This is a genomic window from Thalassobacillus sp. CUG 92003 (assembly GCF_013618635.1).
Classification (GTDB): Bacteria; Bacillota; Bacilli; order Bacillales; family Halobacillaceae; genus CUG-92003.
On the sequence record NZ_JABLSJ010000019.1, the window covers coordinates 36,050 to 59,276 of the forward strand.

23 protein-coding genes and 2 tRNA genes are annotated in these 23,227 nt (G+C 45.5%); 21 read left to right on the top strand and 4 right to left on the bottom strand.

The genetic code is table 11. From position 1 onward, the window contains the following. Positions 1-58: 58 nt before the first annotated feature. On the bottom strand, positions 59-271 hold the full coding sequence (locus HOP45_RS19690) for a hypothetical protein (protein WP_181351155.1): 213 nt from the start codon (positions 269-271) through the stop codon (positions 59-61). Positions 272-474: 203 nt separating this feature from the next. Here HOP45_RS19690 and spoVT point away from each other — a divergent pair, with 203 nt between their 5' ends. The 8 genes from spoVT to HOP45_RS19730 all read left to right on the top strand — a co-directional run bounded on the left by spoVT (position 475) and on the right by HOP45_RS19730 (position 6,253). Further along, on the top strand, positions 475-1,008 hold the full coding sequence (gene spoVT, locus HOP45_RS19695) for a stage V sporulation protein T (RefSeq protein WP_181351156.1): 534 nt from the start codon (positions 475-477) through the stop codon (positions 1,006-1,008). Between the two features lie 108 nt (positions 1,009-1,116). Further along, positions 1,117-2,700: a putative polysaccharide biosynthesis protein gene (locus HOP45_RS19700; RefSeq protein ID WP_255437769.1), complete on the top strand. Its 1,584-nt coding sequence runs from the start codon at positions 1,117-1,119 to the stop codon at positions 2,698-2,700. A 2-nt stretch (positions 2,701-2,702) separates the two neighbouring features. Beyond that, a complete protein-coding gene (gene yabN / locus HOP45_RS19705; RefSeq protein ID WP_181351160.1) occupies positions 2,703-4,172 on the top strand; it encodes a bifunctional methyltransferase/pyrophosphohydrolase YabN in 1,470 nt (489 codons plus the stop codon). Positions 4,173-4,177: 5 nt separating this feature from the next. Beyond that, positions 4,178-4,435: an RNA-binding S4 domain-containing protein gene (locus tag HOP45_RS19710; RefSeq protein ID WP_181351193.1), complete on the top strand. Its 258-nt coding sequence runs from the start codon at positions 4,178-4,180 to the stop codon at positions 4,433-4,435. Between the two features lie 56 nt (positions 4,436-4,491). Further along, positions 4,492-4,791 carry a sporulation protein YabP gene (gene yabP, locus HOP45_RS19715; RefSeq protein WP_181351162.1) on the top strand — a complete coding sequence of 100 codons (300 nt, stop codon included), beginning with the start codon at positions 4,492-4,494 and terminating at the stop codon, positions 4,789-4,791. After that, positions 4,788-5,378, top strand: a complete 591-nt coding sequence (yabQ, locus tag HOP45_RS19720; RefSeq protein ID WP_181351163.1) for a spore cortex biosynthesis protein YabQ — start codon at positions 4,788-4,790, stop codon at positions 5,376-5,378. Before yabP ends, yabQ begins: the two co-directional genes overlap by 4 nt. 18 nt (positions 5,379-5,396) lie before the next feature. Next, positions 5,397-5,774: an FtsB family cell division protein gene (locus HOP45_RS19725; protein ID WP_181351165.1), complete on the top strand. Its 378-nt coding sequence runs from the start codon at positions 5,397-5,399 to the stop codon at positions 5,772-5,774. A gap of 80 nt (positions 5,775-5,854) precedes the next feature. Continuing rightward, on the top strand, positions 5,855-6,253 hold the full coding sequence (locus HOP45_RS19730) for a S1 domain-containing RNA-binding protein (protein WP_181351167.1): 399 nt from the start codon (positions 5,855-5,857) through the stop codon (positions 6,251-6,253). 404 nt (positions 6,254-6,657) lie between these two features. Here the strand turns inward: HOP45_RS19730 and HOP45_RS19735 are convergent. From HOP45_RS19735 to HOP45_RS19745, 3 genes are all read right to left on the bottom strand, one after another. Then, positions 6,658-6,729, bottom strand: a tRNA-Glu gene (locus HOP45_RS19735). 22 nt (positions 6,730-6,751) lie between these two features. Then, a tRNA-Met gene (locus HOP45_RS19740) sits at positions 6,752-6,825 on the bottom strand. A 103-nt stretch (positions 6,826-6,928) separates the two neighbouring features. Beyond that, positions 6,929-8,353 carry a Na+/H+ antiporter NhaC family protein gene (locus HOP45_RS19745; protein ID WP_181351168.1) on the bottom strand — a complete coding sequence of 475 codons (1,425 nt, stop codon included), beginning with the start codon at positions 8,351-8,353 and terminating at the stop codon, positions 6,929-6,931. A 289-nt stretch (positions 8,354-8,642) separates the two neighbouring features. Here HOP45_RS19745 and spoIIE point away from each other — a divergent pair, with 289 nt between their 5' ends. From spoIIE to lysS, 13 genes are all read left to right on the top strand, one after another. Continuing rightward, positions 8,643-11,090 carry a stage II sporulation protein E gene (gene spoIIE / locus HOP45_RS19750; protein WP_181351170.1) on the top strand — a complete coding sequence of 816 codons (2,448 nt, stop codon included), beginning with the start codon at positions 8,643-8,645 and terminating at the stop codon, positions 11,088-11,090. A 61-nt stretch (positions 11,091-11,151) separates the two neighbouring features. Continuing rightward, positions 11,152-11,886 (top strand): VWA domain-containing protein, encoded by a 735-nt coding sequence (locus tag HOP45_RS19755; RefSeq protein WP_181351172.1) that lies wholly within the window; start codon positions 11,152-11,154, stop codon positions 11,884-11,886. Next, positions 11,858-12,787 (top strand): serine/threonine protein kinase, encoded by a 930-nt coding sequence (locus tag HOP45_RS19760; RefSeq protein ID WP_181351173.1) that lies wholly within the window; start codon positions 11,858-11,860, stop codon positions 12,785-12,787. Before HOP45_RS19755 ends, HOP45_RS19760 begins: the two co-directional genes overlap by 29 nt. 91 nt (positions 12,788-12,878) lie before the next feature. After that, positions 12,879-14,279: a tRNA lysidine(34) synthetase TilS gene (gene tilS / locus HOP45_RS19765; protein ID WP_181351176.1), complete on the top strand. Its 1,401-nt coding sequence runs from the start codon at positions 12,879-12,881 to the stop codon at positions 14,277-14,279. An 11-nt stretch (positions 14,280-14,290) separates the two neighbouring features. Further along, complete coding sequence (hpt, locus tag HOP45_RS19770; protein WP_181351178.1) at positions 14,291-14,830, top strand: hypoxanthine phosphoribosyltransferase; 540 nt, start codon at positions 14,291-14,293, stop codon at positions 14,828-14,830. A gap of 120 nt (positions 14,831-14,950) precedes the next feature. Then, positions 14,951-17,005, top strand: coding sequence for an ATP-dependent zinc metalloprotease FtsH (gene ftsH, locus HOP45_RS19775; protein ID WP_181351180.1), 2,055 nt, complete (start codon positions 14,951-14,953; stop codon positions 17,003-17,005). 181 nt (positions 17,006-17,186) lie between these two features. After that, positions 17,187-18,071 (top strand): Hsp33 family molecular chaperone HslO, encoded by an 885-nt coding sequence (gene hslO / locus HOP45_RS19780; RefSeq protein ID WP_181351182.1) that lies wholly within the window; start codon positions 17,187-17,189, stop codon positions 18,069-18,071. Between the two features lie 142 nt (positions 18,072-18,213). Beyond that, on the top strand, positions 18,214-19,140 hold the full coding sequence (cysK, locus tag HOP45_RS19785; protein ID WP_181351183.1) for a cysteine synthase A: 927 nt from the start codon (positions 18,214-18,216) through the stop codon (positions 19,138-19,140). A 164-nt stretch (positions 19,141-19,304) separates the two neighbouring features. After that, entirely contained in the window at positions 19,305-20,129 is an 825-nt protein-coding gene (gene folP, locus HOP45_RS19790; protein WP_181351184.1) for a dihydropteroate synthase, read from the top strand. Positions 20,130-20,131: 2 nt separating this feature from the next. Further along, a complete protein-coding gene (folB, locus tag HOP45_RS19795; protein WP_181351186.1) occupies positions 20,132-20,494 on the top strand; it encodes a dihydroneopterin aldolase in 363 nt (120 codons plus the stop codon). Continuing rightward, a complete protein-coding gene (folK, locus tag HOP45_RS19800) occupies positions 20,494-21,021 on the top strand; it encodes a 2-amino-4-hydroxy-6-hydroxymethyldihydropteridine diphosphokinase (protein ID WP_181351188.1) in 528 nt (175 codons plus the stop codon). Before folB ends, folK begins: the two co-directional genes overlap by 1 nt. Next, complete coding sequence (locus HOP45_RS19805; protein WP_181351190.1) at positions 20,973-21,191, top strand: helix-turn-helix domain-containing protein; 219 nt, start codon at positions 20,973-20,975, stop codon at positions 21,189-21,191. Before folK ends, HOP45_RS19805 begins: the two co-directional genes overlap by 49 nt. A 252-nt stretch (positions 21,192-21,443) precedes the next feature. Then, positions 21,444-22,928: a lysine--tRNA ligase gene (gene lysS / locus HOP45_RS19810; protein WP_181351191.1), complete on the top strand. Its 1,485-nt coding sequence runs from the start codon at positions 21,444-21,446 to the stop codon at positions 22,926-22,928. The last annotated feature ends 299 nt before the right edge of the window (positions 22,929-23,227 follow it).

A 23,227-nucleotide genomic window follows, 5' to 3' on the forward strand; every position in this document is an offset into this window, starting at 1 on the left:
ACCGATAAGGTGCTCAACTCGACTGATATGTAGGTGCGTCAGACCGATAAAATGAAAATCAGACCGATATCCTGCCGGCGGACCGATAAAATAGGAGTTGGGCCGATAAATGAGCAGTTTTGACCGATAAGCGGCCCGACTCGACTGATTTATTGCTGCGTAAGACCGATAAAATGAGACCGATATTTGGCCGCTGGACCAAAAAATGCTGTGTCAGACGCTTCGCCTGATATATGTCTTCTTTTCCAGCCAAATCACAGCTTTCATGCAAAACACGAGCACCATTTTACCCAGCTAAACCATAAAATTGTCAAAAAAATACGGTTTTCCCTTAATTTCTAACAAAAATCCATACTTAGGGTGTATAGGTTTTTCCTGCTGAATCATACTAACCTCATCAACTGTTAATTCTGCAATTTATACTTGCGGATGAACTAGGAAAGTTTTAATCACAGAAAGTGAGGCTGCTCAAGTATGAAAGCAACAGGAATAGTACGTCGTATTGATGATTTAGGGAGAGTAGTCATCCCAAAAGAAATTCGCCGCACCCTTCGTATTCGGGAAGGGGATCCGCTGGAAATCTTCGTGGATAGAGAAGGCGAGGTTATATTGAAGAAGTATTCACCTATTAACGAGCTTGGTGATTTTGCAAAAGAGTACGCAGAGGCATTATTTGAATCATTAGAATTACCTGTACTTATATGTGATAGAGATGAATACATCGCTGTCGCTGGAGGATCCAAGAAAGATTATTTAAATCGGAATATCAGCACGAAGGTTGAAGAAGCGATGGATGAGCGTAAAACGATTTCTGAAAACAAATCGGAAAAAGTGGAGCTTGTTCGCGGAGCGGAGGAAGAGGTCGAAGGGTACTTGCTCACCCCGATTATTGCTCAAGGTGATCCGATCGGCTGTGTCGTTGCGTTCAGTAAGAATGGGGCGTTGTCAGAGGCTGTTATGAAATCGGTGGATACAGCGGCAAGTTTTCTCGCCAAACAAATGGAATAACTAAACGATTAATCAGACCCTTGCTGAGGACATGAAGGGTCTGATTATTTATTTTGTGCTATAATGGGAGCTCGAGATGAGATAAACAATGAGAAAGGTCAAGGTTTGATGAGTCCTCAGAACGAAACGAAACAAGTATTTAAAGGAGCCTTTCTCCTGACGGTCGCTGCTCTTGTGGGTAAGCTTTTAAGTGCAGGATATCGGGTTCCTCTGCAAAATATCACAGGTGATCTTGGCTTTTACATTTATCAACAAATATATCCGTTTTTGGGTGCTGCTTTGGTTTTATCCTTGTATGGCTTTCCCGCTGCCATATCCCGGATTGTGGCGGAATTGAAACAGCAAGGGTATGGTTTGTCGCTGCGTTCGTTTTATATGCCGGTCTTCTTAATCTTAATGGCGGTGTGTACGTTCATGTCGGTGTGTCTTTATTTCGGTTCAGAGCACATTGCTTACATAATGGGTGACAAGCAGCTGAAGTCTTCGCTTCAGGCTGCGTCTGTGATTTTCCTTTTGCTCCCGGCCGTGTCTATGTTCCGCGGGGTGTTCCAGGGGTCGGGTGACATGGTCCCCACGGCTCACTCGCAACTAATAGAGCAGCTATTCAGGGTGACCATCATCATTGTGACTGCGCTTTATGTGACCTCTTCACGTGAGTTGTATAACATTGGCACAGGGGCGGCCTTAGGCTCGCTTGCCGGCAGTCTTATCGCAGGTTTGTATCTGGGTATGCGCTTTTGGCGGAGACACCCGTGGACGCATGAGCGTTGGCCAGTAGCTTATACGCATTATCTTACGACCGTGGCCCTCTACGGTTTATTCATGTGTTTGAATTACATGCTGCTGCTTCTGTTCCAACTGGCTGATGCGTTTACACTGGTTACCTCGCTCCAGGATTACGGGCTTGCACATGGTGAGGCGAGACAAGGGAAAGGCATTTTTGACCGGGGTTATCCGTTGATTCAACTCGGTGTGGTGCTGGGCTCGTCTCTCGCTTTATCATTAGTGCCGTCGGTTACACCCTCACGCTTTAAAAGCCGTCCATGTCGGGTCCGTTTCTATATACGTGCGTTATTGAAGTTCAGCTTCGTGATTTCGGCAGGCGCCACGCTTGGATTGGCTTTGTTATTTCCGGAGGTTAATCAGGTGTTTTTCCGAAATAGTGCGGGCTCTTCGCCGCTGCGTTGGATGATGCTTGCGATTGGATTCGGCGCTCCTGCTATTTGCGTTGCCTCTATCCTGCAAGGGTTAGGCCGTGTTTATGTATCGGCTGGGATGGTGGCAGCCGGTTTTATGTTGAAATGGGGGTTGAACCTGTGGCTCATCCCGTTATTCGGGTTGAAAGGGGCCGCAGCAGCGACTGTTATAGCAACGTTATCTGTATTGGGAGGCAACAGCTACGTCCTTTTGAAAACATTGCAGGAACCCTTGTTAAAATTTCGGACTTTCGTAAAGGTGCTCGCTTGTTTATCCGGTATGGCCTTATGGGTGCTCAGCTTAAAAAGAGTCGAAACAATGATCGGGCTGGATAGTACGCGTGTCGGGCTTTTAGCCTTTATCCTTTTTGCCGTGATGACGGGGGCGTTGCTTTATTTCGCATTATTGCTTGTGAGCGGCAGTTTGTCCCGGCGTGAAATCCTGCACGTGCCCTATGGCGGCAGTGTTGCCCGATTACTACCAAGGAGGAAATGAACATGCATTCGATTGAAATCATCGGACTGGGCGGAGGAGATATTGACCAGCTTCCGTTAGGTCTTTATAAAAAACTCATCTCACAGGCTCAGCCCGTCTACGTGAGAACCGAGGACCATCCTGTCGTGGCGGCGCTCGAAACCGAAGGCGTCACCTTTAAAGGCTTTGATGAAACGTATCAAAGGCACGATCAATTTGAGCCTGTTTATCAGGATATCGTGGAACAATTGATCCAAGCGTCAGAGACTCAGGCCGTCATTTATGCCGTTCCGGGACACCCGATGTTAGCGGAAAGAACGGTGCAATTACTGCTCGAACACGGGAAAGAAACTGACCTTCATGTGACGTGTACCGGCGGACGCAGTTTCTTAGACGACCTATTTAACGCGCTCCAAGTTGACCCCATCGAGGGTTTTCAATTATTGGATGCCACGTCATTTAAACGCAATCAACTGGACTATCGCAGTCACCTAATATTTTGCCAAGTTTATGATAAAATGATTGCATCAGAAGTGAAGCTGTCCTTATTGGACGATCTTGCCCCCGAAACCCCCGTTACCATTGTGTCAGCAGCAGGCAGTAATGAGGAGACACGCTTGAGCATACCTTTGGAAGAATTGGACCGCGCTGTCGAGCTTGATAATCTGACGACGGTTCATCTCGCGCCTATCACTGATATGAATCAGCTGAATCATCAGTTTTTCCGGCTGCGGGAGGTGATCAGCGAATTGCGAGGGCCTGACGGCTGCCCTTGGGATAGAGCGCAAACGCACGAATCCCTTCGCAAATATTTAATTGAAGAAACGTATGAGTTTATCGATGCGGTCAATCGTGCTGATGATGTTAACATGACTGAAGAGCTCGGTGACATTTTACTGCAAGTCCTTTTACATAGCCAGATTGGTGAAGATGAAGGATTTTTTACGGTGGATGACGTAATAGTAACCGTAACCGATAAAATGATCCGACGGCATCCTCACGTGTTTGGTGATCATCAAGCCGAGACGGCAGAGGATGTCGTGCAAAGCTGGGATGCGATTAAACAGAACGAGAAATCCGGCCAGCATGTCGCTCTGTTGGATCACGTTCCTAAAAGCTTCCCTGCTTTATTGCAGGCTGAAGAAATCCAAAAGAAGGCAGCTAAAGTCGGATTTGATTGGGGCGATCCTGTCCAAGTCATTCGGAAAGTGGAAGAAGAATGGCAAGAATTTGAGGTTGCCAGACGCCAGCAGAATGTAAGGGAAATGGAAAAAGAGTGGGGCGATTTACTGTTCGCCCTGGCCAATCTCGCACGACACTATAAGTTATCGAGTGAAAGCAGTCTGGAGCAAACCAATGCAAAGTTCAGGAAGCGGTTTGCTTACGTGGAAAAGAAGGTCGTGGATAGCGGACATCAGTGGCATGATTTTACATTGGACGAATTAGATGGTTTTTGGGAACGAGCCAAAGCCGAATATAAAGGGGAAGAATAAATATGATGAGACTTGATAAATTCTTAAAGATATCTCGTTTGATCAAACGCCGTACGCTTGCAAAAGAAGTGGCTGATCAGGGGCGCATTACCATTAACGGGAATCAGGCGAAAGCAGCCAGTACGCTGCAAGTCGGCGATGAATTGCGTATCCAATTCGGTCAAAAGATATTGACGATTGAAGTGAAGTCGCTGCGGGAGACAACGAAGAAAGATGAAGCGCAGTCCCTTTACGAAATCATCAAAGAAGAGCCCGTACACTAATTGTTCTAAAAGCTCCCTCTGACTCATAGCTTGTACCATAGAGGGGGGCTGTAATTATGGAGTACAATGACAGGAATCAATCCGTACGCGTGCAGGCAGAACATCATGTAAAAATGAGCAATCGCCGCACCTTGGAAATTACAGGTGTTAAGGAAGTTGACAGTTTTGACAGTGAAGAGTTTTTATTGCAAACCACCATGGGTTATCTCGTTATTCGTGGGGAGAATCTCCAGATGAAAAACCTCGATGTTGAAGAGGGTGAAGTCTCTATCAAGGGAAAAGTTCATGAATTAACGTACCTTGATGAAAACCATGGAGAAAAAGCTAAAGGATTATTTAGCAAGCTCTTTAAATGAGTTTAAGTGTTCAGTTCCTCACCATGGTGACGATGATTGCCAGCGGGATTTACCTTGGTGCGGCGGTCGACACGTTTCATAAATTGACAAAAGGCTACCGCAAAAAGGTCGTTTTGGATTATGCGTTGGTACTTAGCTTTTGGATGTTTCAAGCCTTATTTCTGTTTTTAATTTTGTATCTGTCTAATTATGGAGAGCTCCGTTTTTATATTTTAGTTGCGGTCATTTGCGGCTATGCAGCTTACCGCGCCTTATTCAGAGCACGATTTTTAAGCGTTCTGGAATGGGTCTTTCGTGTGGTTGCACGCATTGTTTCAATCGTCCGTCAAACGATTCATATTCTCATCATACAGCCGATTGTATGGATTGTGCGCACGATTTTCTATATCGTGCTATGGGTTTTATCGTTGCTCGGATCGGGTATTATAGGGATATTGAAATTAATTTATTTTCTCTTAACCCCTTTAGGGAAAGGGGTTTGGTGGCTCCTTCCTAAAAATATGAAAAAATTCTTACATCATATAGCAGGATTTTGCGGTAAAATAAAGAATAGGTTACTGACATGGTGGAAAAGTTTTAAAAAATAACAAGGAGGCAAACGAGCGATGGCCGATAAACAAAGAGTAACGCGGTTAGAATCTACATACATGCAGCACTACGATGCTTATATGGACAGAGAAAAGAAAAAGAAAAAGCGTCTCTTTCGTCGCCTGACCCTCTTTGCCCTAATCGTTGCTGTGGTAGCTGTATCTATGGTGACTTATCAAATGAGACAACAAGCTTTATATAACGAAAAGCAGGAAAAATATGAGCAGCTTCAGGAAGATATGTCTGCCTTGAAGCAAGAAGAGAAGGATCTTAACCAGGAAATTGAACTGCTGCAGGATGAAGACTATGTCCTTCAAATCGCCCGTACAAATTATTTCTTCTCTAAAGAAGGCGAAATAATTTTTAATATGCCTGAGGAAGAGCCTTCATATTGACACTCTTTTCGTTGCTTATATATAATATGTAATAAGGATAATTTTCTTTATCGAACATTCTAAGGAGGAGCATTTTTTTTATGTCAATTGAAGTAGGCAGCAAGCTGCAGGGTAAGGTAACGGGAATCACTAATTTCGGAGCATTCGTCGAGCTCCCTGATGGTCAGACGGGGCTGGTTCATATTAGTGAAGTTGCCGATAACTATGTCAAAGACATTAATGAACATTTGAGCCAGGGCGATCAAGTAGAGGTCAAAGTCATTAATGTGAAAGAGGGTAAAATCGGGCTTTCCATCAAGAAAGCCAAAGAAAACTATGGTCGCCGCAAAACGCCTAACAAGCCAAACAATAGTCGCAAATCCCCTGAATCATTTGAACAAAAAATGAACAATTTCCTGAAGGATAGCGACGAACGTCTAGCATCACTGAAAAAGCATACTGAATCTAAACGCGGAGGCCGAGGTGCTAAAAGAGGCTAGCTTGCTGTCTATATACCAATATAAATAAGGTGCAAATCTGATAAATGGCTTTGCACGATGACCGATCCCTGCTCAACACGAGCGGGGATTTTTTCATAGTGTTTTATTAGGTCCTTTAAGTCATGAGAGCTAGGGTTGGCTTGGAAACACCTCGCTTTCCTGCGCTAAAATTGTTGCGTTATTACAAGTGGCTCACACCATACTAACGCATGATCTCACCTATGTGGTTCGCTCATTTAACAGGCAAGGGGCCCTCGCTCCAGTGTGAAGTGACTACTACCCGCAGTTCCTTTAAATCTCGAAACCTATTCTTTTAAAAGAACTCCTAGGCAAAGCTTAGATGACAAAAAAAAATCACGCTACCTTTAAAAGGTAGCGTGATTCAGGACAAAAATGTGGTGCGATGACCCGTACGGGACTCGAACCCGTGTTACTGCCGTGAAAGGGCAGTGTCTTAACCGCTTGACCAACGGGCCAGACTCGTAAAATTATGTAGAGTGGCGGTGGAGGGGATCGAACCCCCGACCTCACGGGTATGAACCGTACGCTCTCGCCAGCTGAGCTACACCGCCAAATGACTTGTTGAAGTCACAAAAAATATAGTACACCATGTGCAAAATGGTGTCAATAAGTATTTGAAAATCTACGCACCATCCCAGGCAAAAACATCCTTTCTTAGGAGAAAATAAACGTGGCCACGCCGTAAAGGACGGTCGCTATTCCAACGGCTATCAGTGCAGGCCCCAATTTGAATCGTGCGTATTGGATCACTTCCAAGTTCAAAATTTTCGCAATGGTATTCGTATTGTCACTAAGAGGGGAGGCGAAAGCGCCAAATGCCCCGCTAGCGAATACGGCACCAATTACGAGGGGTAGCGAAGCGCCCGATGTGTGGCCGAGAGAGATAGCCAACGGCATGATGATCCCCCAGGTGCCCCAGGATGATCCAATGAAATACGAAACAAGGGAACCTAACAAAAACAACACAGGTGGGATGAGCATAGAAGGGATCCAATTCACGTTAGTTGTCACAAACCCTGAGAAGCCCAAATCTTCTGTCGCCGTAGCCAGTCCCCACACAATAGCCAAAAGTAAAATAACGGCCATCAACTCATTACCGCCATGGATAAAATGCGTCATCATCTCTTTTAATTTATTGTGTTGAAAACGCAGAAACACTAACGTCACGATCAACGTAATAATGAGTGCGAGCACCATCGCATTCAATACATCCGCTTCGATAAACGCTTGAAAGAAACCGTTCGTTTCACGCGACCCGTCCCACCAGGTCAGAAACAGCGTAAGGCCGATGATCAGGATGAGCGGAATGACTAAGTTCCAGGGACGTGCCGGGAGTTCTTTTGATACAGCCGGGTGGCAATCTCGCCAGTCGTTCTCATCGTCTTCCTCTTTCACCTCTTTACTCGTGCCGCCGACATCTGTTTGCGGCTTGTCGGAATGATGGAAAAAGCTCAGATAGATGCCGATCAGGATCATGACGATAGAAAAAAAGTTGAAGGGGATGCTTTGAATGAAAAGTTGATAGGCATCGGCTTCTATCCCTTCGTTATTCAAGGAAAGCTCGATTACCGATACCATGTAGCCCACTGATGCTGTGGCGATAGGAATTAAGACAATCAACGGAGCAGCTGTCGTTTCAATTACAAACGCTAATTCTTGTTTGGACATGCTTATCTTTTTTAGTAACGCTCGCATAATAGGCGCTACCGTCACAATGCGAAAGTTCGGGGCACTGAATGTACCGAGGGTTGAAATCCATGTCAAAAACAGTGCGCCCCGTTTCGTTTGAATACGTTCAGACGCCTCTTCGACAAATCCTTTTATTCCCCCCGATATTCGTATGACTCCGACAAGCCCAGAGAATATATAGAGGAAAGCAATGATTTTGATATTGCTTTCATCCTGCAGACTTACTACGACATATTCCAACGCCTTCTGGATTCCTCCGAGTAAATGGGGTTCAACTAAATAAGCGCCTGTCAATAAGCCAAGCGCTAACCCGGGAAGAACTTGTTTGGTAATAATGGCAACAGGTATAACGACAAGAAACGGTAGGATTGAAATCCAGGCACTTTCCACAAAGATCCCTCTTTCCAAACGACTCTATTCTCTAGCTTGCTGGAAAAAGGGGATTTTATGCTCAGTTCTTCCTGACATTTTTCTTCCACATAAACGGGTGTTCACATGAGTATTCGACCTGGAAATGGTATCATTTCGCTCGTTATAGTGGTCCCTTCGAGCAATTTTTAACAAAACGACTTTAAACCGGGAACGTAGTCGAACTTTTGGTTACGGCAGTTTTGTTGTTTTGACAAATTGTTTAAGTTTTCTGTGATTTAATGAGAATAACTTAAAAGGAGTGGTGATCATGCAAGGAACGGTGAGAAATCGTGCGGAAAGGCGTTTAACGTGGGGATTCAACTCAGCACATGCGATGTCTAGAAAGCTTCTGAACAAGCTTTCCTATGTGCTCATTGATAAGGGAGTACTCTTAATGATAATCGCTTTGTTGCTGGGACGAGCTGTAATCCTTTCTTCCATGGCGCCGTTTGGAGTGGCGCTGATTGCGTCAGTGTGGTGGATGAGGCGGTCTATGGTCGTACCTGTCTTATTGTTTATGATTGGCGGAGCCGTCACTGTGGGAGTTGGCCAGGCCGCCTTTGTGGCGGGGTCCGCTCTGACATTCATGGGGACAGCGATGATTTTACATAAAGCTAAGCAGCCTCAGAAGCTGCTTCCCTGGATGGCTTTATTAGCTTGTGTGGTTCCCCGGATGATTACGCTCGCGTTACTGGATCGTTGGGAGCTGTATGATTTAGTACTAGTCGGGGCTGAAGGCGTTTTAAGTGCCATCCTTGTCCTTATATTTATGCAAAGTCTTCCTTTGATATCACCAAAAAAATATCGGCCGGCATTAAAAAACGAAGAGATCGTGTGCATGATCATATTATTAGCTTCTATATTAACGGGGACGATCGGCTGGCAGGTGCAAGGCATTGCGATTGAACAGGTTCTTTCCCGTTACCTGGTTTTATTTTTAGCTTATATTGGTGGAGCTGCAATCGGAGCCACCGTCGGGGTTGTGACCGGATTAGTATTAACCTTGGCCAGTGTCGCTCAATTTTATCAAATGAGTTTGCTTGCGTTTGCAGGGTTACTTGGCGGTTTATTGAAAGAAGGGAAGAAGCTGGGCGTCAGTGCTGGTTTGCTGGTCGGAACCTTGCTGATTACGATCTATGGGGTTGAGACATCCGGACTTGCGACGTCCATGTGGGAATCGGGGGCAGCGGTCTGTTTATTTTTGGTAACCCCGGAGCGTTGGATTCGAACGCTGTCCCGTTATGTACCAGGTACGCAGGAGCATACGCATGAACAGGAGCAGTATTTGCAAAAGGTGAGGGATGTGACGGCTGTTCGGGTCGGGAAGTTTTCTGATGTGTTCCAGGCGCTCTCGCGTAGTTTTTCGCATTTGGACAAGCAAGCTGATCACCAGGAGGAAAAGGAATTTGATTATTTTCTGAGTCACGTTACAGAAAAAACCTGTCAGACGTGCTTTAAAAAAGATAAATGTTGGGCGCGGCAATTCGATGAGACGTATGGGTTAATGTCAGATTTGATGATGGAGCTCGATCAACAAAATGAGCCCTCACGGGTGATGCGAAAGGATGTGGAGCAATACTGTGTAAAACCGCAGAAGTTGATTGACACGATGAAGCATGAGTTATCGTTTTACCAGGCGAATCAGCAATTGAAGAAACAGGTGTTGGAAAGCAGGCGGTTCGTGTCTGATCAATTGCGTGGTGTTTCTGAAGTCATGGAGAATTTTGCTAATGAAATCGTCAAAGAACGGGAGCACCACGAGCATCAAGAGCATTACATTCATGACGCGCTGGAAAAAATGGGGTTCGATATTGAAAAACTCGATATCTATACGTTGGAACCCGGCAGCGTTGATATTGAAATGGATGTCTTGATCGATGATTATCGTGGCGAGGGGGCCAAACTGATTGCACCGGTGTTATCGGATATATTAGAAGAGACTGTGATTGTGAGCCAGGAGGATATCTCACCGTTTCCGAGCGGCCGATGTCACTTAGAATTTCGTTCTGCCCAGCAGTTCAAAATTACCTCCGGCGTAGCCCATGCTGCCAAAGGGGGCGGTTTTGTCTCCGGGGACAGCTATTCGGTTATGGAACTGGGAACCGGTAAATTTGCGCTTGCTATCAGTGATGGAATGGGGAATGGAGAACGGGCTCATGAAGAAAGCGTGGAGACGCTGAGGTTATTGAAACAAATCTTGCAATCCGGGATCAAAGAGGAGGTGGCTATTCAATCGATCAACTCGATTCTGGCGTTACGGACAAGTGATGAAATCTTCTCCACGCTTGATTTAGCCATTATTGACCTGCATCAGGCAAGTTCGAAATTTATTAAAATTGGCAGTACACCTAGTTTTATTAAGAGAGGGTCGAAAATTTTAACGGTGGAGTCCGGAAATCTGCCGATGGGCATTATTCAAGATGTAGATGTTGATATGATCAGCGAACAGCTGAAATCAGGCGATCTGTTGATCATGATGAGTGATGGGATGATGGAGGGTCCCAAGCATGTGGAAAATGTGGAGTTATGGTTAAAGCGTAAAATCAGAGAAATCAACAGTGAAGACCCTCAGACGATTGCTGATGTGTTGTTAGAAGAAGTCATTCGTTCCCAATCAGGCGGGATCGTGGATGATATTACGGTGCTCGTAGCGCGTATTGACCATCACATTCCAGAATGGGCTGCCATACAAGTCGGTCAGAAACAAGCAAGATAAAACGTATATCCCTCTCTATTTTCGGCGATGATGGAGGTAACGGAAACAGGAGGGATGCAGGATGAAAAATGGGAAAATCAAACAAATCTTATTGTTGACGGATGGATGTTCCAACCACGGCGAGGATCCTATTGCTGTGGCGGCATTAGCGTACAATCAAGGCGTGACCGTCAATGTCATCGGTGTTCTGGATGACACGCAGACGGAGCAGCCTAAAGGTCTTGACGAAGTGGAGTCTATTGCAGAAGCGGGGGGCGGAGTCAGCCAGATCGTTTATCAAAAAGCGCTGTCCCAAACGGTTCAAATGGTGACACGTCAGGCGATGACCCAAACCCTGCAAGGTGTCGTGAATCAAGAGCTTCAAGAAATTCTCGGGAAAGGACAAACCTTAGAAGATCTTCCACCGGAACAACGGGGTGAAGTGATGGAAGTGGTGGATGATTTAGGTGAGACATCACAATTGGAAGTGCTCGTACTGGTTGATACGAGTGCAAGTATGCAGCATAAATTGCCGACTGTTAAAGATGCGTTACTTGATTTGTCTCTGAGTCTCAATGCACGGACAGGGAAAAACAGCTTCAGCGTCTATACCTTTCCGCATAAAAAGAAAACCATATCCCAGCTTGTGGCCTGGACCCCTGACTTGGATGCCATTGACAAAGTGTTTCCGAAGATTTCAAGCGGTGGCATGACCCCGACAGGTCCTGCGCTCAAGGAATCTTTGTATCAGTTTGGTAAAAAACGATTGTTCAGAGGGATGAGAAACGATGAACCATTCGAAGAATCAGGCTCCTGAGCTTGCTTATGGAACGGTGATCACAGGGAAATGGCATAAACAGTCTTATCGGATCGTTGGAAAGCTGGGATCTGGCGCGTGTGGGACCGTGTACTTGTGTGAGCATAAGGCGGTCCGTTTTGCTTTGAAACTGAGCAGTGATCGGACACGAATAACGAGTGAAGTTAACATATTGAAGAAGTTCCGTAAGGTCCAAGGGCAACACCTTGGACCTTCTTTCGTCGATGTCGATGACTGGGAACGGCCCGGATACGGCCCCTTGTCTTACTATGTGATGGAATACTTACAAGGCAAATCGGTCGCTCAATTTTTGACAGGTAAGAAGCAGGAGTGGCTGGGTGTTTTTATCATGCAGCTTTTAAGTGAACTAGAGAACCTCCATCAGGCTGGCTACATCTTTGGCGACTTGAAATCCGACAACTTGCTGGTGACGGGTTCTCCAGCTCACGTGAGATGGATAGATGTCGGCGGGGTGACAGCCAAGGGGAACGCCATCAAAGAATACACGGAATTCTATGACCGTGGTTATTGGCAAATGGGCAGCAGAAAAGCGGAGCCGACCTATGACTTATTCGCCCTGACGATGGTGATGCTTGAGACTGCTTACCCAAAACGATTTGAACGAGGCAAGGATCCGAGAAAAACGTTGTATCAGAAATTAGAGGCAGCTCCGTCGTTAAAAGCGTATAAATCTTTAATGATGAAGTGCTGGCGCGGAGACTACCAATCTGCATCTCACATGAAAAAGGATGTGGTGGATCAGATGATGGCCCTTCCCAAGGAGAACACCAGAGTGGGCCGGAAACGGGCGAACGAGAAAGCGTTTCATTGGTATGAGATAGGCGCCACCTCCATGTTCGCTGTTATTTTTTATTTGATTTCAGTTTTAATGCGTTTTTAAAGTCAATAACTTTTGCAGTAAGCAAGAAAATAATGATACGATATATAATGGTGTTCAGTATTGATCATGCAATCATTTGGAGTGGAAACCAATGAAGGAATCGGTTGATTTATTTATCCGCCGGCACGGCATATTACATTCAGGAGAAACCGTTCTCGTTGCTGTATCCGGTGGTGCAGACTCATTGGCGCTGCTTCATTATCTTTCTTCGATTCGCTCGCAATGGAGGCTGCGCATTATGGCGGTGTCTGTAGATCATCAACTGAGGGGGGATCAATCGAGAGCGGATGTACAATTTGTAAAGGATGTTTGCCGTGAATGGAATATCGACTTTGTAGATATGTCTGTCGATGTTGCTTGGTATAAGCAACAACATGGAAAGGGTACACAAGAAGCGGCACGCGAACTGCGGTATCAAGTCTTCAATAGGGTGATGAATACCTACCAAGCGGATGTACTTGCTTTAGGTCACCACGGCGACGATCAAATTGAAACGGTGTTGATGCGGCTTGTCCAACGTTCCCGATCGGGAGCGGTGACAGGGATGCCCATCGCACGGCCATTTGGAAGAGGCCGGTTGATTCGTCCTTTCCTGAGTGTTTCTAAGCAGGATATCCTGCAATACTGTGCCAGTCATCACATCGATTATCGAGAAGATCCCACTAATCAAGATCCAGCCTATACACGGAATGCGTTTCGTCTCCAAGTGTTGCCGTTTTTAAAAACACAAAATCCTCAGTTACATAGGCATATTCAATCGTATAGCGAGCGCGTTCGAGCAGAGGAAGAATACCTTGACTCCCAGGCGGAGAAGGTTCTGGACTCCTCGGTTACATTCACTGAAAAACCGGTAAAAGTTGAATTGAAAATTCCTGAGTTTTCAGCGTTTCCGTTTGCTTTACAAAGGCGTGCCTTTCATCTAATATTAAATTATCTTTTCCGTGGAGCTGCTCCCGAACTTTCCTACGCACATGAGGAGTCGTTTTTTTTGTTGTTAAGCAGCGAAAAACCGAATGTGTCATTGGATTTTCCGAATGGTCTACATCTGATTCGGGAATATGACCACGGTATCTTCCAATTTACATCTGTACAGGAGCCGGAAAGCTATGCGTACAGGCTCCAGGCAGGTGAAGAAGTACGACTTCCGGACGGATCCAGACTTCGTGCTGATTTGACGGAGGAGCTTGATAAACAAGAAGGACCGTTTGTTTATCTATGTGATTCGCATCACGTGAGCTTCCCGTTATATGTTCGAACGCGCAAAGATGGAGATAGAATCCGCCCGATGGGAATGAAAGGGTCCAAAAAAGTAAAGGATATTTTTATTGATGAAAAAATTCCAGCTGCTAAACGGAAGACTTGGCCTATCATAACCGACGCCAATGGGAACATTCTTTGGATAGCCGGTTTGAAAAAGGGTGAAGCATGGAAGACAGCAACAGCTGGCACATGGCTTCGATTACATTATCACAAAAGGGAAAAAGATTTGTAGGAGGAGCGGAGATGCATAATGAAATTGAACATATCCTGATCTCTCAAGACGAAATCCAGTCGAAGTGTGAAGAGATTGGGATGCAATTGACCGAAGAGTACGAAGGGAAGTTCCCTCTGGCCATAGGCGTTCTGAAAGGTGCACTGCCCTTTATGGGGGACCTGTTGAAACGGGTCAATACACATTTGGAAATGGATTTCATGGATGTTTCCAGCTATAATGGTGAAATGAAATCCTCAGGTGAAGTTAAAATTGTTAAGGACCTTGATACACAAGTGGAAGGTCGTGATCTGCTCATCATTGAGGACATCATTGACAGTGGCTTGACTTTGAGTTACCTCGTGGATTTATTTAAATACCGCAAAGCGAATTCCATAAAAATTGTGACCCTGCTGGATAAACCGACCGGACGTAACGCCCATGTTAAAGCGGATATCATAGGTTTTGAAGTCCCTAATGAATTTGTGGTGGGCTATGGTCTCGACTATCAGGAAAAATATCGTAATCTTCCGTATATCGGGGTGTTGAAGCCAGAGGTATACGGCGGTTGAAAAACACTTGAGTAATAAGGACTCATCCATCACATAAAATGTAAGGGGAATTAGTTGTGAAGCCAGTTTTTAGTGTGGTACTATTTTATAGAGTTTTTCTTGCTTGGGAGGAGGTAGGCAATGAATCGGATATTTCGTAATACTATATTTTATTTACTTATCTTCCTCGTAGTTATCGGCGTGGTCGGTCTATTTAGAGGACAAGGTGAGCCAGAAACATCGTTAAATGTTAATGAGTTTTATAATAAATTAAACAATGGTGAGATTGAAGAGATGACGATCAAGCCTGTTAATGGGGTGATCCAGGTTACGGGTCAGCTCGCTGGTGAAGGAGAAGACAATTCATTCACATCAAAGATACCTCAGAATGAACAGGTCATTTCCGATATTACCCAACAGGCTCAAGAACAAAGCACGTTAACGGTTGAAGAGGAAGAACAGCCGAGTGCCTTTGTCTCGTTCTTGACCACGATGATTCCATTTGTCATCATCTTTATTCTATTCTTCTTCCTGCTTAACCAGGCTCAAGGCGGCGGAAGCCGAGTGATGAACTTTGGTAAAAGTAAGGCGAAGATGTACAGTGAAGATAAAAAGAAAGTCCGCTTTAAGGACGTAGCCGGAGCCGATGAAGAGAAGCAGGAGCTTGTGGAAGTCGTCGATTTCCTCAAAGATCCGCGTAAATTCTCTCAGGTAGGCGCCCGCATTCCGAAAGGTGTCCTGCTTGTAGGGCCGCCCGGAACAGGTAAAACCTTGCTTGCACGTGCTGTAGCAGGTGAAGCTGGCGTTCCATTCTTCTCAATCAGTGGTTCTGATTTCGTTGAAATGTTCGTCGGTGTTGGTGCTTCACGTGTCCGTGACTTGTTTGAAAACGCTAAGAAAAATGCCCCGGGCATCATTTTCATTGATGAACTTGATGCTGTCGGCCGCCAGCGTGGAGCTGGACTTGGCGGCGGTCACGATGAACGTGAACAAACCTTGAACCAATTACTAGTCGAAATGGACGGATTTGGCGCAAATGAAGGCATTATCATCATTGCTGCAACGAACCGTCCTGATATTCTTGACCCAGCCTTACTTCGTCCAGGGCGTTTCGACCGTCAGATAACGGTAGATCGACCTGATGTCAAAGGACGACAGGAAGTCCTGGCTGTTCATGCTAAAAACAAACCAATGAGCGACAACGTAGATGTCAAAACCATTGCTATGCGCACACCAGGGTTCTCGGGTGCTGACCTTGAGAACCTATTGAACGAAGCTGCTCTGGTTGCAGCCCGTTCTGATAAGCAAGCAATTGATATGGAAGATGTCGACGAAGCCATTGACCGCGTGATAGCTGGACCAGCGAAGAAGAGCCGTGTTATTTCTGAAAAAGAACGCAACATCGTTGCCTTCCATGAAAGTGGTCATACCGTTATTGGCATGGTGCTGGACGATGCGGATATGGTGCACAAAGTGACGATTGTTCCGCGTGGTCAGGCTGGCGGTTACGCTGTGATGCTTCCTCGTGAAGATCGCTACTTCATGACCAAACCTGAGTTGTTTGATAAAATCACAGGACTCTTAGGAGGTCGTGTAGCTGAAGAAATCATCTTTGGTGAAGCGAGTACCGGCGCGCACAATGACTTCCAACGTGCCACAAGTATCGCTCGCAAGATGGTGACCGAATACGGGATGAGTGAAAAACTTGGTCCGCTTCAGTTCGGTTCCAATTCTCAAGGCCAGGTCTTCTTAGGACGCGATATTCAAAACGAGCAGAATTATAGTGATCAAATCGCTTATGAAATTGATAAAGAAGTTCAGAACTTTATTAAAGAGTGTTACGATCGCGCTATGAACATTCTGACCGAAAACAAAGATAAATTAGAATTACTGGCGAAAACGTTGCTTGATGTTGAAACGCTTGATGCTACTCAAATCAGGTATCTATTTGACAAAGGACGCCTTCCAGAACTAGAAGAACTGGAGGAAATCGCTAGGAAAAATAATAAAGATGTCGTGAACCTGACAGGTGAAGAAGAAAAAGAAGGTAAAGACGACAAAGATGTTCGTGTAAACATCCAATCAAAAGAAGATGAAGAAGCTCGTGAAGAAAACGAGGAACACGAAGAAGAACGCGAACATGAAGAAACGCATGGATCAGATGATGAGACGAACGATCGAAACGATAACAGGTAAAACTATCATGAGATCACGCTGCTCGGCAAAGGGCAGCGTGATTTTTTGCGGCGTTACGCGCTTTTTTGTATGATGAAAGTGTGGGTTCAGTTAAAACGAGACAGATTGAATGAAAAAGGTTTAAGCGTCGATTAAAATAGGCGCAATAAGTGAAAGAGGTTGTAAAGGAGAATGATGAGTTATGTCAGACTATTTAGTCCGCGCAACGGCTTTTGAAGGGAAGGTGCGCGCTTATGCCATCCAATCGACGCGTGCTGTAAGTGAAGCGCAACAACGGCAGGATACATGGGCGACAGCGTCAGCCGCATTAGGGCGTACGCTGACCATCAGCGCGATGATGGGGGTCATGTTGAAAGGTAAGGATAAATTGACGATCAAAGTTGAAGGTGACGGACCAATCGGGGCGATCATTGCCGACTCGGATGCTAACGGGAATGTTCGCGGTTACGTTGGAAACCCTCACGTCGATTTTGATTTGAATGTAGCTGGAAAGTTAGATGTTGCACGAGCTGTAGGGACAAACGGCACGTTGAGCGTCGTGAAGGACTTGGGCATGCGCGATCATTTTACAGGGCAGGTTCCGCTTGTAACCGGAGAAATCAGTGAAGATTTCACCTATTATTTTGTCAACTCCGAGCAAATACCCTCAGCTGTAGGGGCTGGCGTTCTGGTTGACACCGATCATAGCATTTTGGCCTCAGGAGGATTCATCGTGCAAATGATGCCAGGGGCTGATGATGAGTTGATCGACAGCATCGAGCAGAAGTTAGGCGCCATGTCTCCCATCTCCTCTCTGGTTCGTGATGGACACAGTCCAGAGGAAATGTTGCATCACGTTTTAGGAGAGGGGAACGTCGAGGTGCTGGATACAGTGCCGATCCAATTCAAGTGCCAATGCTCCAGAGAACGTGTGGAAACAGCGATTGCGAGCCTCGGAGATGAGGAGATTCAACGTATGATTGAAGAAGACCAAGGAGCAGAAGCAAAGTGTCACTTTTGTAATGAAGATTATCAATTCAATGTCCAGGATTTACAGAACCTCAAGTCGATATCCGGGACGGAATAAAGGGAGCACCTCACGTAATAGTGGACGCTGTAATGAAATAAAGTTATTGTAATTATATAGTTGAAAAAGTTTGACAATTTAGCTTATGTTAAGTAAATTAGAAACAAATCCTATTAAAATACTTGGTTTTAGGAGTGAGGAAATGAGAATTGCGAATAATATCAACGAATTGATCGGTCAAACACCGGTTGTGAAACTGAACGGGAGTGCAGACGAAGGCAGTGCCGATATTTATTTGAAACTCGAATTTATGAATCCCGGCAGCTCCGTCAAGGACCGTATTGCCCTTGCCATGATCGAAAAAGGTGAGGAAAAAGGAGCGCTTAAAGCAGGCGATACAATCATCGAGCCGACGAGTGGTAACACAGGTATCGGTATTGCGATGGTCGCAGCAGCGAAAGGTTATAAAACGTTGCTCGTTATGCCGGACACCATGAGTCAGGAACGCCGTAACTTACTGCGTGCTTATGGGGCTGAGCTTGTGTTGACACCGGGCAGTGATGGCATGAAAGGCGCGATTAAAAAAGCAACCGAACTGCAGGAAAAACACGGTTACTTCATGCCTCAGCAGTTCAATAACGAAGCAAACCCTGAAGTTCACGAACAGACAACGGGTCCTGAACTCGTCGAACAAATGGGTGATCAACTCGATGCCTTTATCTCTGGGATCGGAACAGGTGGAACCATCACGGGTGCTGGCAAAGTACTCCGAAAGCATTACCCGAACGTGAAGATTTACGCGGTTGAACCCGAAGCTTCCCCTGTCTTGTCAGGCGGCGAACCGGGACCTCATAAAATTCAAGGAATTGGCGCTGGCTTCGTGCCCAGCATTTTAGATACGGATATCTATGATGAAGTCATTCAAGTTTCCAACGAAGCATCCTATGAAGCAGCGAGAGAAGCTGCACGCAAGGATGGCATTTTGGGAGGTATTTCTTCCGGCGCTGCCATTCACGCTGCCAAACAAGTTGCCAAAGAATTGGGCGCAGGTAAGAAAGTGGTCGCCATCATTCCGAGTAATGGTGAGCGTTATCTTTCCACACCGTTGTATCAATTTGATGATGAATAATGGAATCACTCGATTCAAAGCTGTCTCACACGTGTTTGTGAGACAGTTTTTTTACGAAATCGTGTACCGGGACATCATTGTTTTACGTTTAGGCATGATAGATGTTCAACAATGTTGTAAAATAGGAGAAAAGGATTCAATCGTAAATAAGGAGCTCATGCATCATGGCATTTCAACTTAAAACAGGTGTGAAACATTATAATATGGATCAGGAAACATTGGTTATGGGCATCTTAAATGTGACGCCAGATTCATTTTCAGACGGTGGGCATTATAATCGTGTAGACGAAGCTGTCGTTCAAGCCTTAAAGCTGGAAGAAGCGGGCGCTCATATTATAGATGTCGGAGGTGAATCGACGCGGCCGGGCCATAAACCCGTCGGGGTCCAAGAGGAGCTTAAACGTGTGCTTCCAGTCATTGAAGCCATTTCACATAAACTCTTGATTCCGATTTCAATCGATACGTATAAGTCACAAGTGGCTCGTCAAGCTGTACAAAGCGGTGCTTCAATCATCAATGATGTATGGGGGGCCAAAAAAGATCCGGCTATTGCTTCTGTGGCAGCGGATTTGCAAGTGCCGATCATTTTAATGCACAACCGAGATAACAAACAGTACCATGCGCTGATTGCTGACATGCTCGCAGATTTGAGAGAGAGTATTCACATTGCGCAACAAGCCGGTGTCCACGATGACCAGATCATACTCGACCCCGGGATTGGTTTCGCCAAAACACCAGAGGATAACATCACGGTTATGAGACATTTAGAACGGTTTAGTGAACTTGGCTTTCCGATATTGCTGGGGAGCTCACGCAAGTCATTTATCGGGCAAATTCTTGACTTGCCTGTCGATGAGCGAGTGGAAGGAACGGGCGCGACCGTTTGTTTCGGGATGACGAAAGGTGTACATATTGTGCGCGTTCATGATGTGGGACCGATCGCACGCATGACTAAAATGATGGACGCGATGCTGGGAAAAGGAGTATAACTATGGATAAAATACATGTAACGCAAATGGAATTCTACGGGTACCATGGCTTATTCCCCGAAGAGAATAAGCTGGGTCAGCGTTTTTATGTTGATTTGGAACTTGAATTGGATTTAAAACCGGCTTCCGTCAATGATGATATGAACGAATCCATTGATTACGGTGAAATTTATCAAGTGACTCGGACTATCGTAGAGGGGGAAGCAAAGAACTTAGTCGAAACGGTGGCAGAACGACTCGCTGAGCAATTATTAGGAACGTTTGGTAAATTATCGGCGTGTAAGGTGAAGGTAATTAAACCAGACCCCCCGATTCCGGGCCATTATGATGCTGTAGCCGTTGAAATTTACAGGAGCCGAACATAATGAAACATGCCTATATTGCACTCGGATCTAACATTGCACCCCGTGATGCGTTTCTTGCAGATGCAATTGCCTTGTTAGCTGAGCTTAAGACTGTTCATGTTGTGACGGAGTCGGCTGTTTATGAAACACCGCCAGTTGGTTACGAGGATCAACATGATTTTCTCAATATGGTCATTAACGTGCAGACATCGCTAAGCCCAATGGAGCTGCTCAGTCATTGTCAGGCGATTGAACAGGAACTGGGGCGCAAACGGGTAATCAAATGGGGGCCTCGTACAATTGACCTTGATATTTTGTTGTTTCAAAACGAAACAGTTAACACTGACCGGTTAACGATCCCGCATCCACGGATGCATGAACGTGCTTTTGTCATGGTACCGCTTGCGGAAATAGCCCCGACGGTTAACGTCACAGAAGATCACACGGTCAAAGATTTACTGAACAATTTACCCGATGAAGATATAAAAGGAGTTAAACGATGGAAGAAAAAAGATGGGGGAAACGGATCAAAGGATTCAGAAAGCTGAAAGGGATGACTCAAATACAGCTCGCCCATAAAATGGGCGTTTCGGTCTCTGTGTTGGGTGAACTGGAGCGAGGGAGCCGCTTGCCAGACGGTCCCGTCCTGGACAAAATTGCACATCAGCTTAATGTTACGTTAGAAGAACTTATGTCTAAGAAAGAGAATGACGTTTAAGATGGAAGACTTGAATGGTATGAGCAATGATGGACGGTAGGCATAGCCGAGACAACTAAAGCTATAAAGGATCACGATGCTAACCACATTGAAGGCCGGAGGCACCTCTCCTAAGCCCCTTGCCGTTGACACGTGATGAAGTGTTTTCTATACTAACGTTAGTCCTATACTGCCAGTGCTTGCTGGCAGTTTTTATTTGAACGCTTAATGATTAATGGTTTGACTATATATCTATGGAACGGAGTGATCGCGATGAGCGAAGAATTAAATGAGCATATGCGTGTTCGCCGCGAAAAAATGGAAACCCATCGAGCTCAGGGGATGGATCCTTTTGGTAATAAATTCGAACGAACTCATTTAGCTGAAGATTTGCAAAAGGCATACGACGACCAGACGAAAGAAGAGCTGGAAGAAGCTGAAATTGCAACGACCGTAGCTGGCCGTATCATGACGAAACGAGGAAAAGGAAAAGCTGGCTTCGCTCACATTCAGGACCTCAGCGGGCAGGTTCAATTATATGTGCGCAAAGACCGTATCGGGGAAGACGCTTATGAATTATTCAATACCGCCGATATAGGTGATATTGTCGGTGTCACAGGTGTCGTTTTCAAAACTAAAGTAGGAGAGCTCTCCGTAAAAGCAGATGAATTCCACATGCTGACTAAATCATTGCGTCCTCTCCCTGAAAAATTCCACGGTTTGAAAGACGTCGAACAGCGTTATCGTCAGCGTTATCTCGACCTGATCACCAACCCAGGCAGCCGAGATACGTTTATCACCCGCAGTAAAATCATTCAATCGATGAGACGGTATTTAGATGAACGGGGTTTTCTTGAAGTCGAAACCCCAATGATGCACGGCATTCCCGGGGGAGCCTCCGCTCGTCCATTCGTTACGCACCATAACGCCCTCGACCGGGAGCTTTATATGCGTATTGCCATTGAGCTGCATTTAAAACGGTTGATCGTCGGTGGTATGGAAAAAGTGTATGAAATTGGACGTGTTTTCAGAAACGAGGGTGTTTCGACACGGCATAACCCAGAGTTCACGATGCTGGAGCTCTATGAAGCTTACGCGGATTACTACGATGTCATGGACTTGACTGAAAATATCATTGCTCATATTACTGAAGACGCGCTCGGTACGACGAAGGTTGTCTACGGCGAACATGAAGTGGACCTGGCGCCGAACTGGACCCGCGTGCACATGGTAGATGTTATCAAAGAATACACGGGCGTCGATTTCTGGCAACGCATGAGCGATGAAGAAGCGAAAGCACTAGCCCATGAACACAAAATTGAAATTAAAGATACCATGACATTCGGCCATATCGTGAACGAATTCTTTGAACAAGCTGTGGAAGAAAAATTGATTCAACCCACATTTGTCTTTGGCCATCCGATTGAAATTTCACCGCTTGCTAAAAAGAACCCTGAAGATGAGCGGTTTACTGATCGATTCGAGTTGTTCATTGTCGGACGAGAACATGCTAATGCTTTCTCTGAACTGAATGATCCGGTCGATCAACGGCAACGATTTGAAGCTCAAATCAAGGAACGGGAAGAAGGAAACGATGAAGCACATATGATGGACGAAGACTTTCTGGAGTCGCTCGAATATGGAATGCCGCCAACCGGCGGATTGGGCATCGGGATTGATCGTATTGTCATGTTATTGACCAACTCTCCGTCTATCCGTGACGTTTTACTATTCCCGCAAATGCGGAACAAAGAATAGAAGGGGAAAGGCCTTGGCTCACTTTAGAGTCCAAGGCCTTTTTTGTGTTTGATAGAAATTGAAGTTATCTGAATTTATTTTTTTAATATATATCCTTGATTTCACTAATTGTGCATGGTAAATTATATTACGTCGCATTAAGAGAGACGCGGCGGAACGCAAAAATCCATGAAAAAGTTGTTGACTTAAACAGCCCACCATGGTATATTGATTAAGTCGCTGTTTTGAAGCGGCCAACGCATTTTCGATCTTTGAAAACTGAACAAACCAACCAGTACGTCAATTCAGTTTCTTCTATA